The sequence below is a fragment of the Chryseobacterium sp. R2A-55 genome (genome assembly GCF_021401085.1).
Taxonomy (GTDB): domain Bacteria; phylum Bacteroidota; class Bacteroidia; order Flavobacteriales; family Weeksellaceae; genus Kaistella.
The window spans coordinates 131,771-145,981 of the sequence record NZ_JACBFP010000006.1 but is presented as its reverse complement, the minus strand read 5'-3'; the positions used below and the strand labels follow the sequence as shown (position 1 = coordinate 145,981).

At 40.4% G+C, this 14,211-nt stretch carries 13 protein-coding genes; 7 read left to right on the top strand and 6 right to left on the bottom strand.

Features of this window, described 5'->3' with window-relative positions:
* Window positions 1-50: 50 nt before the first annotated feature.
* A complete protein-coding gene (locus L0951_RS08620) occupies window positions 51-506 on the bottom strand; it encodes a hypothetical protein (RefSeq protein ID WP_234110827.1) in 456 nt (151 codons plus the stop codon).
* Between the two features lie 124 nt (window positions 507-630).
* Here L0951_RS08620 and L0951_RS08615 point away from each other — a divergent pair, with 124 nt between their 5' ends.
* Window positions 631-2,766, top strand: a complete 2,136-nt coding sequence (locus L0951_RS08615) for a helix-turn-helix domain-containing protein (protein ID WP_234110826.1) — start codon at window positions 631-633, stop codon at window positions 2,764-2,766.
* 58 nt (window positions 2,767-2,824) lie between these two features.
* Here L0951_RS08615 and lnt read toward each other — a convergent pair whose 3' ends face one another.
* The 5 genes from lnt to L0951_RS08590 form a co-directional block, all read right to left on the bottom strand.
* The gene (gene lnt, locus L0951_RS08610; RefSeq protein WP_234110825.1) at window positions 2,825-4,456 is read right to left on the bottom strand and encodes an apolipoprotein N-acyltransferase; all 1,632 of its coding nucleotides are present in this window, start codon (window positions 4,454-4,456) and stop codon (window positions 2,825-2,827) included.
* 89 nt (window positions 4,457-4,545) lie between these two features.
* Window positions 4,546-4,914: a dihydroneopterin aldolase gene (gene folB, locus L0951_RS08605; RefSeq protein ID WP_234110824.1), complete on the bottom strand. Its 369-nt coding sequence runs from the start codon at window positions 4,912-4,914 to the stop codon at window positions 4,546-4,548.
* An 88-nt stretch (window positions 4,915-5,002) separates the two neighbouring features.
* On the bottom strand, window positions 5,003-6,022 hold the full coding sequence (gene nadA, locus L0951_RS08600; protein WP_234110823.1) for a quinolinate synthase NadA: 1,020 nt from the start codon (window positions 6,020-6,022) through the stop codon (window positions 5,003-5,005).
* A gap of 102 nt (window positions 6,023-6,124) precedes the next feature.
* On the bottom strand, window positions 6,125-6,688 hold the full coding sequence (gmk, locus tag L0951_RS08595; RefSeq protein WP_234110822.1) for a guanylate kinase: 564 nt from the start codon (window positions 6,686-6,688) through the stop codon (window positions 6,125-6,127).
* 70 nt (window positions 6,689-6,758) lie between these two features.
* On the bottom strand, window positions 6,759-7,616 hold the full coding sequence (locus L0951_RS08590) for a YicC/YloC family endoribonuclease (RefSeq protein WP_234110821.1): 858 nt from the start codon (window positions 7,614-7,616) through the stop codon (window positions 6,759-6,761).
* A gap of 145 nt (window positions 7,617-7,761) precedes the next feature.
* Here L0951_RS08590 and L0951_RS08585 point away from each other — a divergent pair, with 145 nt between their 5' ends.
* From L0951_RS08585 to L0951_RS08560, 6 genes are all read left to right on the top strand, one after another.
* Window positions 7,762-8,826, top strand: coding sequence for a PASTA domain-containing protein (locus L0951_RS08585; RefSeq protein WP_234110820.1), 1,065 nt, complete (start codon window positions 7,762-7,764; stop codon window positions 8,824-8,826).
* A gap of 59 nt (window positions 8,827-8,885) precedes the next feature.
* Window positions 8,886-9,941, top strand: a complete 1,056-nt coding sequence (locus tag L0951_RS08580; protein WP_234110819.1) for an RluA family pseudouridine synthase — start codon at window positions 8,886-8,888, stop codon at window positions 9,939-9,941.
* 49 nt (window positions 9,942-9,990) lie between these two features.
* On the top strand, window positions 9,991-10,941 hold the full coding sequence (locus tag L0951_RS08575) for a PorP/SprF family type IX secretion system membrane protein (protein ID WP_234110818.1): 951 nt from the start codon (window positions 9,991-9,993) through the stop codon (window positions 10,939-10,941).
* Window positions 10,942-11,049: 108 nt separating this feature from the next.
* Window positions 11,050-12,174 carry a radical SAM family heme chaperone HemW gene (gene hemW / locus L0951_RS08570; protein WP_234110817.1) on the top strand — a complete coding sequence of 375 codons (1,125 nt, stop codon included), beginning with the start codon at window positions 11,050-11,052 and terminating at the stop codon, window positions 12,172-12,174.
* Window positions 12,175-12,271: 97 nt separating this feature from the next.
* Entirely contained in the window at window positions 12,272-13,102 is an 831-nt protein-coding gene (gene murI / locus L0951_RS08565; protein WP_234110816.1) for a glutamate racemase, read from the top strand.
* Between the two features lie 351 nt (window positions 13,103-13,453).
* Entirely contained in the window at window positions 13,454-14,170 is a 717-nt protein-coding gene (locus L0951_RS08560; RefSeq protein WP_234110815.1) for a DUF3822 family protein, read from the top strand.
* Window positions 14,171-14,211 lie beyond the last annotated feature (41 nt).

Genomic DNA, 14,211 nt, shown 5'->3' with positions numbered 1-14,211 from the left:
TTAGATTCACAATCCGCCAAAATGAAAAAATAAGAGTTTCTATTTTTGAATTATTGTACTTCTGAAACGCTTGAATTACTACCAATCAAAACCAATTTTCCGCCTTCACAACGAATTCCGGAAGGAGCCGGAACTACCGCACAATCCGAAACCAGTCCGTATTTTTTGTTGAATGCGGATTGCGCATCGGTGAAATTTTTGATTTTCAGCAAGATCTCGTTTTCAATTTTTACAGGATATGCAATGAAAGAACTCGGTCCGCCGCAAGGTTTCGAACCGATTGGGGAGATTCGCCATAATGTTTCATCAGTACATTTTTCTTTCCCAATTTCCGATTCAATTTCTTTGATCATCGCCGATAATTTCTCTCGGTCGCTTTGTTGCAAAAGGTTATTGTCCGGTTTCAGGGCCACATCTTTCGGAAGCGTTTCCTGGGTCATGTTTTTTTTCGATTTACAGGAATTTAATGCTAAGACAAATATGGAGATCAGGAGGAAATACTTCATGTTTAACTATTTCTAAAGTCTTGCAAAAATAATGTCTTTTTTCTGGATTGGCTGTTTTGTGAAGAAAATTTTTTAGGTGTTTTCACTTGCAAAATGCTCAGACTTTTTTCAGTATTTTTGAAGAATGAACGAATCTCTCTTCAATTTAGTAGAGCATACCAACAGAAGCATCTTTCTCACTGGAAAAGCCGGAACGGGGAAGACCACTTTTCTGAATGATTTCGTGCTGAAAACCAAGAAGAAACATATTGTGGTCGCACCTACAGGAATTGCGGCGATCAATGCCGGAGGAGTTACGATTCACTCGATGTTTGGACTTCCACCGCGGACTTTTCTTCCCACAACTGAGAGAATTGATGGCAATCTGGCGATGAACATTGCCGATTTAATGCACCATTTTAAATACCGGAAAGACAAACTGAAACTCCTTCGTGAAATCGAAATCATCATCATCGATGAGGTTTCTATGCTTCGAGCAGACGTTCTGGACATGATGGACTTTTCTTTGAGGCACGTCCGGCGAAATCAGCAGAAATTTGGCGGAGTTCAAATGCTTTTCATTGGGGATTTGTACCAACTTCCACCAGTTGTTCGGGATGAGCATATTCTCAGTCAATATTATCAATCGCCGTTTTTCTTTGAAAGTTTGGCGCTGAAAGAAATTCCATTAATTACCATCGAACTGACCACAGTTTACCGCCAAAAAGACGAGAAATTCTTAGATATTCTTAATGAAATACGGGATGGCGAAATCCGCGACATCGATTTTGATGCCTTGAACGAAAGATATATTCCGGATTTCGAGCCTACCGATGAACAATATGTTTATCTGACTTCGCATAACAGAATGGCGGATGAAATCAACCAGAAAAAATTGGCGGAACTTCCCGGGAAAACATTTTCCTTCGACGCAGAAATTGTGGGGAACTTTAATGAAAATCAATATCCGAATGATGAAGTTTTAGAACTGAAAATCGGGGCACAGATTATGTTTATCCGCAATGATGCAAGCGGCGAACGGAGATATTTCAACGGAAAATTGGCAGAAGTAGTGGATTTGGATGAAAAGGAAATCACGGTGGTCATCGATGGAGATGAGGAAAGCTATGTTTTAAAGAAGGAAATTTGGGAGCAGAAGAAATATTCCCTGGATTCGGAAAAGAATATTACCGAAGATGTATTGGGAAGTTTCAAACAATACCCGATCCGCTTGGCTTGGGCGGTTACGATCCATAAAAGTCAGGGACTCACTTTTGACCGGCTGATCATTGATGCGGGGAAATCTTTTGCTTCCGGACAGGTGTACGTCGCGCTTTCCCGATGTCGGACTTTGGAAGGAATTGTCCTAAAATCGAAGATCACTCCCGAAGTTATTTTCGCAGATAGAAGAGTTTCCAAATTCCAAGACGAAACCCATGCAAATGAACGAATCGAGGAAATCTTAAACGCCGAAAAATATGATTATTCCATTGGGAAAGTGCTGAACCGACTGGATTGCAAATGGTTTATATTTTCTCTCGATCAGTGGAATAGATCCGCACGAAGCGCAAAAGCTATCGATAAAGACAAGGTGAACTTTCTGTTTTCTGCGATCCGGCCGGAAATTGAGCATCTGATTGGTATTTTCGAAAAATTTGAGAAAGTCATCAGGCAAAAAACCCAGAGGTTTATTTTGGGAACTGAAGACTGGAATGAGGTGGAAATCAAATCTAAAGGCGCCGTAAATTTCTTTTTTAAGAACGTGAACGAAAAAGTATTCTCGCCATTACTCGATTTTTATGCTGAAAACAAAGGTTCGAAAGGATTGAAGCAATACAATGAAGATTTCCGGGTTTTTGTGGATGATTTGGAAGATTACCTGAACGATTTGAAAAAAGTTTATCTTTTGGAAACCCTGCTTTTCGATGCGGAAAATGATGTAAAAGTCACTACCAAAATTTCGAAGGTTCCCTCCCATATCCTCTCTTTCCAACTATTTGAGGAGGGAAAGACTATTCCCGAAATCGCTAGAGAACGCGGTTTGGTCACCGAAACCATTTTTGGTCACCTCTCCAGATTCGCCTCGCAGGGAATTTTGGATCTCAACCGGATTTTCGACAAAGAAAAAATCAAAATCTTTGAAGAAGAGTTCAGGCAAAATTTTGAAAAACACCAGTCTTTAAATGATTGGAAAAGGTCGTTGCCAAAAGAATTTGAGTTTAATGAGATTCGGATATTGATGAATCATTATGTCCATAAATACGAAAAAAAACAACCGTAGTTGGCAATTGAAATTGGTTGGTTTTGCTCCAATGCTCTGCTCGTAATGTTGTTGAAATTTAAGATTTCTTAGTATTCTGTATTTTCTTGATCAGTGTATAAAACACCAAAAATCCCAAAACAAAAATCGAAATTCGGGATAGCAAATCTCCGGTTCTGGTGTAAAAAGTCATTCCGTCATAAAGATTCACTTTGGCGAATAATGCGGTTTTATCTCCATAAAGCGTGTCTGCCAGTACCTCTCCTTTTGCATCGATATGTGCGGAAATTCCACTGTTTGCGGAACGGGCAATTTCACGGCGGGTTTCAATTGCGCGGAGTTTTGCATAAGACATCAGCTGCTTGTGACCTTGCGTGACTCCCCACCACGAATCGTTCGTCATGATCGCTAAAAAGTTCGCACCCTTTTTCACATATTCGGTGGTGAATTCGCCATAGATACTTTCGTAACAGATGATAGGCGCCAGTTTTCCTTTATTGAAAGGATTCGTGAAAACCTTGCGCTCCTGATCAATTCCCAAAGAAGCTACCGTTCCACCCAGATTCAGCATCGCATCGCCGAGAATCGGTTTCAGCACGTTCATATAGGGAAAAATTTCAACACCTGGAACGAGTTTTCCTTTATGGTAAACTTCCACCTTTTTGTCCGGGATAATTTGCACAGCGGAATTATAGCTTTCTGCAAAAATACCTTCTGAAACTTCGTATGCTGCATCGCTTTTCGCTTCTTCGCCCCGAAAAAAACGGTGCGAGGAAATTCCTGTTGCAAAAACGGATTTCGGGTGTTTAGAGAGAAATGCCTTGATGCTGTTTAAAAGCAAACTGTGTTCAAAACCTTTCTCCGAAATCGAGCCGAAACCGGGCAGTGAAGTTTCGGGGCCGATATAATAATCGATTGGTCCTTTGGAATTTTGTTCTGCCAAAGTCAGCAATTCATTCAAAATCGTCAAGCTGTCTTTGGCATATTTTTCATGATAGGGGTCCAGTTCCGGTTGGAGCATTAAGACATTGATTTGGCCAATCGGCTTTTCATCGAAACTATGGTATTTTGCCATTGAAATCAACATCGGAACAAAAATCAAGACCGCAAGAACTGAAGTGTTGATCATCAGAGATTTTCGTTTTTTTCCGGCATCCCAAATTCTTACGGTATAGAAAACGTAAACATTAATCAGCAAAATCCAGAAACTTCCGCCGGTGGCACCCAAGGTGTCGTACCACTGGATCAGTTTGGGATATTCTGAAAAAGCATTTCCCAGATTCAGCCACGGCCAAGTCAGCTCCCAACTCATATGGAATTTTTCGAAAGCCATCCAGATCGCAACCAAAAAAGTGAGTCCCCAATACGTTCCCTGCGCCTTTTTGTACCAGTGATAAAGCTGGAAAACCAGCGAATACAGGAGAGAGTTCACCAAAACCGGAAACACCACCGCCATCAGAGAATGTGTGCCATCAGGATTTTTTGAGCCATAAAGCCAGCCCGTTGTCACGATGTTCCAAATCATAAAACACAGATAAGAAAGACCGAAAATCGCCCAACCTTTCCTTTTTATTTTAGAAAATTTGGTGAGGTCGTGTTCCATCATCATTAAAGGAACCAGAGCGAAAAAGAGGAAGAACGGGATTCCGTAAGTGGGCCAGGAAATGCTGAGAAGTACCGCTGATAAAAGCGTGAGGATGATGTATTTCATAGAAAAAGGTTTGCAAAAAGGAGATTTAGATCCTTTTTCAAAATGCCAAATTTAAAACAAACCTTTAATGATTCAAAATTCTGGATAGGTTAATGCACAGGAAAATCACTCTTGATCTCCACGCTCACTCCGTCCATTTCGCCCTGCATCGGCGGATTGGTTTTGGTCATTTTTACTTTGATGAAAGTGACTTGCGGAAATTTCAGTTTGATTTTTTTCAGGATTCTTCCACAAACGTGCTCCATCAGTTCGGAAGGGATTTTCATTTCTTTGTGGATGATATCGTTGACTTCCGCATAATTGATGGTGTCATTTAAGTCGTCTGTTCCCACTGCTTTCCACAGATCCGCATGGATTTCTATGTTCAAAATAAAGTGAGTCCCGATGATTTTCTCTTCTGGTAAAACGCCATGATAAGCGAAAATCTTTAGGTTTTCAAAAAATATTTTACTGGTCATCTGAAATACGAATTAAGAAAGTTGAAAGAGGAATTTTTGAATTAAGATTATTGTGCAGCGAATTCAGCACGAAATTACTGCATGTTATCTACTTAATCGTCTTAGACAACTCCATCATTTTCTCGATCGGAACCAGCGCTTTCAACCTCAATTCCTCATCAATGACGATTTCGGGGAGTTCATATTTCATGCACAGATAAAGTTTTTCCAACGTGTTTCTTTTCATGTAGAAACATTCCGAACAATTGCAGCTTTCGTCGAAAACCAATGCGGGAAGCAGGGTTTTGTGTGGTGCGCGTTTTTGCATTTCGTGTAAAATTCCTTCCTCGGTTGCGACGATGAATTTCTGTGAATCATCCTTTTCTACAAAGTTCAAAAGTGCAGAAGTGGAGCCTACAAAATCCGCCAAATCCAAAACCGGAGTTTCACTTTCAGGGTGTGCAATGAGTTTCGCATCCGGATTTTCAGCCAGCTGTTTCGCAATTCTTTCCATGGAAAACGCTTCGTGCACGATGCAGCTTCCATCCCAAAGAATCATGTCGCGGCCGGTTTTTTTCATCAAATATCTGCCGAGGTTTTTATCTGGGGCAAAAATAATCGGCCGGTCTTCCGGGAGTGATTTGATGATGGTCTCCGCATTGGAGCTGGTCACAATGATGTCGGATTCGGCTTTGGTTTCCGCATTACAGTTGATATAAGTGGCGATTAATGCATTCGGATGCTTTTCTCGCATTTTTCTTAAACCTTCGCCACTGCAGCCATCGGCGAGCGAGCAACCAGCCTGTGTATCTGGAAGGACGACTTTTTTGGTCGGGTTCAAAATTTTTGCGGCTTCCGCCATGAAGTGAACGCCGCAAAACGCAATCATATCCGCATCGGTGTCTCTCGCCGCTCTAGCCAATTGCAGCGAATCCCCGAGATAATCTGCGATATCCTGAATTCCCGGCGGTTGATAATAGTGTGCCAGAATGATGGCGTTTTTTTCCTTTTTTAGGTCCATGATGGCCTTGATCAATTCTTCACCTTGCGGAATCACAAGGTCGTCGATTTTTAAGAATCCCTTCACTGGGAGGTTTGAAATCGCCTTATCTAAAGTTGCTGTGCTCATTTGTTTTGGTTTAAAGTCTGTCTGCCGACAGGTAGATTTCAAGTTATAAGTTGGTAGCTGGTTTCAGGTTTTGGAACCGGTTCTCCAATTCGGACCCTAAATTTAAGAATTAATAAATGCTCCGACCAATTTTTCAATATCCGATTTTGCTTTGTCCAAATCTTCGTTCACCACCGTTTTGTCGAACTCATTCTGAAAGGTCATTTCCAGCTCCGCTTTCTCCACTCTGGTTTGGATGGTTTCTGGGTCGTCTGTTCCTCTGGCAATCAGTCTTCGTTCCAATTCCTGAATGGATGGCGGCATGATGAAAATGGAAAGAGCTTTGTCACCGAAATACTTTTTCAGGGAAATTCCACCTTTTACATCCACATCGAAAATCACGGTTTTGCCTTTTTTCCAGATTCGCTCCACTTCGGATTCCAGTGTACCATAATATTTGTCTTCGTATACTTCCTCAAATTCTACGAATGCTGCTTTCCAAATTTTCTGCCGAAATTCTTCGGGAGAAATAAAATAGTAATCCACCCCGTCTTTTTCTACTCCGCGCGGTTTTCTGGTGGTGCATGAAATGGAAAACTCCAACTCCGGAAAATGTTCCAGGCAATGCTTTACCAAAGTAGTTTTTCCACTTCCTGAAGGGGCTGAAAATATGATGACTTTATTCATGAAATTCTAGATTTTGAGACATGAGCGTAGAGGATTATACTCCTTTATTGCTCATCTTTAAGTCTCACGTCTATAATACGTTTAATGTTTGTTCCTTGATTTTTTCCAGATCATCCTTCATTTTTACCACGAGTTTCTGAATTTCGGCGTGGTTTGCTTTTGAACCTAAAGTGTTGATTTCCCGACCGATTTCCTGCGAAATGAATCCGAGTTTCTTGCCATTAAAATCTTCATCGTTCATCACTTCCAGATAATATTTTAGATGTTGCGCAAGTCTGACTTTCTCTTCCGAAATATCTAATTTTTCCGTGAAATACGCCATTTCCTGATAGAAGCGGGTCTCGTCGATATTGTCGAACTCATTCAAGGTTTTTCGGTAGCGTTCTTTTACACCATCCATTCTTTCGCTTTCAAATGGGATCACTTGAGAAAGACTTGATTCGATGCTTCTGAGGTTTCTTTTCAGTTCCTCTTGCAGCGTGTCGCCTTCTGTTTTTCTAAACTGGTCGAACTTTTCTAAAGCTTCATTTAATAGTCCGGAAAGGAAGATCCATTCATTTTCATTCAGTTCGTCTGGTCTTGTGGAGACGGCTTCTGGAAATCGGATCGCCATTTTTAGGTATTCAAAATCGGGTCCGTCCGAAGAAATTTTCTTTAATTCTTCCATATAGGATTTTACCAGGTCTTTGTTGATGCTCACATCGCTGGAATCTGTGAGGCTTTCCATGTTGATGAAGCAGTCTACTTTTCCGCGCAGGATTTTATCGTTCAGTATTTTCCGGATATCGAATTCTTTTTCCTTATACCTTAAAGGCATCTTGATATTCAGGTCAAACGATTTGCTGTTGAGCGATTTCAGGTCGATGGTGATTTTTTTTCCGTCGAAAACACCTTCACTTCTTCCGAAGCCGGTCATTGATAAAATCATAGTCTGGGTTTAATCAGCAAAGATAAAAATTTCAAAATCTATTTGCGGTTTTCTATGGTCATATTTTCGAAAAAGGGGAGAGATTTCCCTAATTACCGAAAAGATTATTTTATATATTTGCAGATATAATTAAAGTATTGGCAATATGCTTAAATCACTTTTCCACTGGAAGGTTTTGGTAAATTTACTTGTTGCAGCCGCTGTTTTTGTGGGTCTGGTCTGGCTTACTTTCCGTTGGTTGGAGATTCATACCAATCATGGCAAGGAAATCCCGGTACCGAATGTGATGAACAAGACTGTGCAGGAAGCCATCAAAATTCTGGACGATTCTGGACTTGAATATGAAGTGGACAGTTTTAAATACGACCCAAAATACCGTCCGTTCCAAGTTCTGCAGATCTATCCGTCTCCAGGTTCCAGAGTAAAAGATGGGCGAACCGTCATTTTGAAAGTGAATCCAAGAACTTATGCGCAAGTTTCTGTTCCGGATATTCTGGATAGATATAAGGGTTTGGCTTTTAGGCAATTGGAGCAGGTGGGCCTTAAAGTGGGTGACACCATTTTTGAACCAAGCATTCAGCGGGATGCAGTAATCAGGATGCTCTATAATGGATCCACTTTAAAACCAGGTGCTCTTCTCCCCAGATTTTCCACCATTGATTTGGTCATCGGAGCGGGGCCGAGGCGAAATATTTCGGTGCCTAATTTGGTAGGACTTACTGTGCAACAAGCTAAAGCAATTATCACACAAAATTTATTTGAAGTTGGATTAGTAGAATATGAAGACGGCGGCAAAGATGAATCTGACATTGTCTATTTCCAAGATCCGCCATCAATGGATGTCCGCGACCAGGGAATGCAGATCGATCTATGGGCAAGCAAGAAAACACCAGCCGAGTTGGGTGCAAAAATTTCGCAACTGAATTCGATCTACAGAATTAAAATCGATACCACCATATCGTCTTCAAGCTATAGAACCCCTGTTTATCAAAAACCGGCACCGCAGAAAGTGGGCGAACCGAATCCCGAACAAACTGTTACCGAGCAAACGAAGACAGAAATTCCAAAGACAGAAGTCGCTAAACCTACAGTTGAACCAAAACCCAAACTGACTGAAGTCAAACAGAAAACAGCAAATACTACGGCACCAAAGCCGGCTGCGCCAAAGCCCGAAGAAAAGCCAAAAGCCAAAAAAGTGATTGTTGAATAATTTTCAATCTAAATAGATATAAAACTTCAACGGAAAGTTGGAGTTTTTTTGTACATGAAATGAAGGAAGAAAACGAAGAATTTTCAGACGAAGATTTACTCAGCCAGGAATCAAATGACGCTGAATCTGATGGGCTTTATGAACACTTTAGCATTAAAGTGGACAAAGGTCAGGAGATCATGCGGATTGATAAATACCTGCACAATATCCGCCAAAATTCTACACGGAACAAGATCTCGCAAACGTGTAGAGCGGGAAATGTGGTGGTGAACGGTAAAGTCGTCAAACAAAATTACCGCGTAAAACCAGGTGACGAAATTTCGGTTCTGCTCACCCGTCCTCCAAGAGAAAATGTAATCATTCCACAAGATATTCCCATCAATATCGTTTATGAAGATGATGATGTGGTGGTGGTGGACAAAGAAGCGGGAATGGTAGTGCATCCTGGATTTGGAAATTGGGACGGAACTTTGGTCAATGCACTGGCTTTCCACTTCCAAAAAAATGGTGAAAAATCCGATTTGGATCGGGTAGGACTGGTTCATCGGATAGATAAAGATACCTCCGGACTTTTGGTCATCGCAAAAAATGAATATGCCCTGAGTTTTTTGGCAAAGCAGTTTTTTGACCGGAAAACCAAGCGCCTATATTGGGCTTTCGTCTGGGGAAATATTGCAGATGATGAGGGAACCATTCGAGGGAATATCGGAAGACATTTGAAAAACCGAATGCAGATGGCGGTTTTTGAGGACGGAAGTTTAGGAAAGCACGCGGTTACTCATTATAGAGTGATTGAAAGATTCAAATACATGACCTGGGTAGAATGTAAACTGGAAACGGGAAGGACACATCAGATCAGGGCCCACTTCAAACATATTGGTCATACTTTATTTAATGACGAAAGATATGAAGGCAACCAAATCCTGAAAGGAGTCAATCTGCCGAAGTATAAACAGTTCGTGAAGAATGTTTTCGAGGTTTTGCCCCGTCATGCACTCCATGCGCATACTTTGGGTTTCATACATCCTACCACCAAAAAGGAAATGTACTTTGAAAGTCCAATGCCAAAAGATATGCAAGAAGCAATCAATAAGTGGCGCAAATATTTGGAGTGATTGTTTTTAAAAGTTTTTTATATTTGCAAGAATTCCCCTGAAGTTAATTATGAGAAAATTATTAGTACTAATTATTGCTGTTTCCTTTGTCGGCTTTTTCAAAAGTCAGGAAACATTGCCTTATTATCAGCAATACCTACTGGAAGGTGATTTTCTTTTTAATCCCGCACTTTATGGGAAAACGGATGACGTGGTGGTGAATTTGAACTATCAGAAACAGTTTGCAAAATTTGATCAGTCCCCCAATGTACAGTCAATTGGTATTCACGCCAATGTTTTTGACCGGGTGGGAGCGGGACTTCATTTTTTCCGGGATCAAAACGGACCGGTTTCCTCAAACGGAATTTCTGCGGGTGCCTCTTACTTTATCCCAATAGACGACGATGGCGAAAGGCAAAGTCAGTTTTCTTTCGGAACCAATGTCAATTTTTACAATATGCATGTGGACTTGGGAATGCTGAATCCGGAAACGGCGGGTGATCCCACAATCGCACCGGAAAACAGCAGTCTGTTCCTTGTTTATGCCAATCTTGGGATGGCGATTAGCTTTCGCAAATTCTTCGCCGGATTTTCAGTAAATGATATAGCTTTGACCAATGACATCCCGATTGTTGCGGGAATTGAGCCAGAACCCACAAAACTGATGTTTAATGCGGGATACAATGTGCATTTAGGTGAAGATTTTTTTGTCACTCCATCAGTCCTGATGAACTTCAGTACCAACGCCGCCAAAATGATCGACCTGAATCTGATGGCAACTGCAAGAGGTGAATCCAGTTCATTTTCTGCCGGTGCAAGTTTCCGGACGGCGAGTAACAAATTCGGAAATCAAAGTCTGGGAATCGCCCCCGTTGTGAAAGCAACCGTGAACAGATTCTTTTTTGGCGCAAGTTACAATTTCGGACTCTCAGATATCCAGCAATATGCGGGAAGCAGCTTCATGTTGAGCTTAGGTTACAATATTGAAAACTTCATCAATCAGCGTGGATTTAGATATTAAGAAAATCGTGCTGCCGAATCGCTAAAATGTCAATTTTACGATAGGTGAATTTTGGTACACATTGAAACTCACCTGTTTCTTTTGCCTCGTTTCTTGTATTTTTAACCAATGCTTTATTTCCATATCCCTTTCTGCAAGCAAAAATGCAGCTACTGCAATTTCCACTTTTCCACTTCTCTGGATTTTAAGGACGAGATGATCTCTGCCATAAAAAAGGAATTGTTTTTACGCAAAGATGAACTTCAAGACAATAATCTGCAATCCCTCTATTTTGGGGGTGGAACGCCTTCCATTCTAAAAGCAGATGAATTAAAGTCCATTATTGATGAGGTTTTAAAGTACTTCACTTTTGACAAAGACATCGAAATTACCATTGAAGCCAACCCGGATGACCTGGACAAAAATTTTCTGAAAGACTTATCGAGAACCGAAATCAACCGGCTTTCTATTGGAACCCAGAGTTTTTTTGATGATGATCTGAAAATGATGAACCGCGCCCACAATTCCTCGGAAGCAGAAAGCTCCATCAAACGTTCCCAGGATTTTGGTTTCGAAAACATCAGCATCGACTTGATTTACGGCTCGCCAACTTCCAATTTCGGGATTTGGAAACAGAATTTAAACAAAACGATAGAGCTTGAAGTTCCGCATGTTTCTTCCTATGCTTTGACGATTGAGCCAAAAACAGCCTTAAACCAGTGGATTAAGCAGAAAAAAATCGCAGCACCCAATGAATCTGAACAGAACAAGGAATTTTATTACATGTCGCAATTCCTGAAAGACCACGGTTTTAATCATTATGAAATTTCCAATTTCGGGAAACCCGAATTTCACTCCAAGCACAATTCGGCTTACTGGAAATATCGGGAATATTTGGGAATCGGACCTTCCGCACACTCCTACAACGGGCGAAATGAGCGCAGCTGGAACATCGCCAACAACAAAAGATATATCGATTTTTTGAATAAAAACCAACTCGCCAAAGAAACCGAAATCCTGTCCGAAAAAGACCAGTTCAACGAAATGCTGATGATTGGTTTAAGGACCACTTGGGGAGTAGATTTAGTTTCATTAAAGGAGAAATGCTCTGCAGAAACATTTGATTATCTTCAGAATGAAATCCAACAAAAAGTGGAAGACGGAATTTTGATTATGGAACACAACCATTTGAAAATTCCCGAAAAACACTGGTTTATGGCCGATGGAATTGCAAGTGATCTGTTCCTTGTCTGATGCTTTAGCTTGAATCGGCGGGCAGGCTTGAAAATTTCTTACCGCATCTCACTTCCCACTTGCAGCTAAATCCTTATTTTTGCACAAAGATTTTCCTTTGAAAAAGAAAAAACAAGATTTCAGCCATCTCTCTGCCAATCAACCGATCGGGATTTTCGATTCCGGTGTGGGCGGATTGACCGTGGCTAAAGAAATTAAAAGATTGCTCCCACACGAAGATCTGATCTATTTCGGTGATACGAAACACCTTCCGTATGGCGACAAGTCCAAAGAAGCGATCGTGGAATACTCGTCAAAAATCACCAATTTTCTGCTTGAAAAAAATTGCAAAGTAATCGTGATTGCCTGTAATTCGGCCACTGCAAATGCTTTGACCGAAGTTCTGGATTTGGTGGCAGAAAAAGTTCCGGTGATCGACGTGATCAATCCGGTTGCGGAAAAAGTTTCCTATGAAATCCACAACAACGTGGGTGTGATCGCCACGAAAGCCACAGTGAATTCTGGGCTTTACCGAAAATCCATCCGAAAGCATAACAAATTCATCAAAGTGGATGAATTGGCGACGCCGCTTTTGGTTCCTGCAATTGAGGAAGGGTTCAAAAATCACCCGATTACGCATGCGATTATCTATAATTATCTGAGCAATAATAAATTAAAGAATATTGAAACCTTGATTTTGGGTTGCACGCATTATCCATTATTGATAGACGAAATCAAACAGTATTACGGAAACCGAGTTCGAGTCATCGATTCCCCGAATATTGTAGCAAACCAGCTAAAGATGATTTTAGAGAAACATCATTTGCTAAATAATGACAATCCAAAACCGAAGACCCACTTTTATCTTTCTGATATTACCAAAAACTTTGAAAAGATCTCCAAGAAATTCTTCGGCAAGAGCATTGAATTGGAATTGAAGGTACTTTAGGAATTTTTTATCGGAGAATTTTCTGAATTTTTTAGAAGTCGAAATAATCTTGCGAAATATGTTTCAAGTTGCTCCGCAGAAACGGACGGTCTGCATAAACTCTTGAAAAAAAAGCGGTTTCGTACCATAGGTGCAAACAGATCGGAAGTAAATTTCAGCAGAAGAAAATGCATAGTTATTTTTAATGGTTTGCTCCTAGAGCGCAATTTTTCTTAATCCACCATTTTTCTGCAGACTGTCCACATCTATAAAGTCATCTGCAAATAATTTTCATCGATAATCTTTTCCCTTTTCTCTTCTGTTTTTCACCGCTGGAAATTTCTTATTTTTGACTAAATTTGCACCACAATCATGCGAAAACTTTCCCTGCTTTTCACCAAAGACGGTTTACAATACCGGATTTCCAAAAATAAATCTGTTTTGGAAGAATCTGTTTTTTTTGTTTCCGGTGAAGCTCCCGGTGATTTTATCGAACAAAAATTAGACGAAATCTTTTCCCAAAAGGAGTTTGATGAAATTTCAGTCATTTCTGCATTGAATCATTTTACCTTAATGCCTGCAGATTTTTCCAGGCACGAACTGGGATTCGATCTGATATCTTATAACTCCGAGATTAATCGTGAACACGAGGAGCTGATGCTTGCGGTCAACAAAAAATTTGGTGTCCAGTTTTATTTTTCGCTTCCCAAAAAATACTATTTAACAATCAAAAGTTTAAATAAACCAACGAGATTTAATTTTTCGGGCGAACAATTCCTGAATAATTTAACTGCGAAAAATCAAAAAGAAATCCACATCAATCTGTATCACAATCAATGTGAGTTTTTTGCATTGGCGCAGAAAAAGGTAATCCTTTATAATAATCTGGATGTGAATTCAGAAGTTGATTTTCTTTATTTTGTGATGTTTACTTTAAGCAAAATCGGTTTCGGAACTGATGAAACCAACTTTTTTGTCTATGGGGAAACCACTGAAAACGAAACATTCATTTCCGAGCTCCAGAAGTTTGTGAAGCACCTAAAAATTGTTTTTGACAATATTCCGAAGAAGAATTTTATCTTTACTTGAATCGGAAGGAAATGTGGACACCAGGATTTCAGATCTTATCA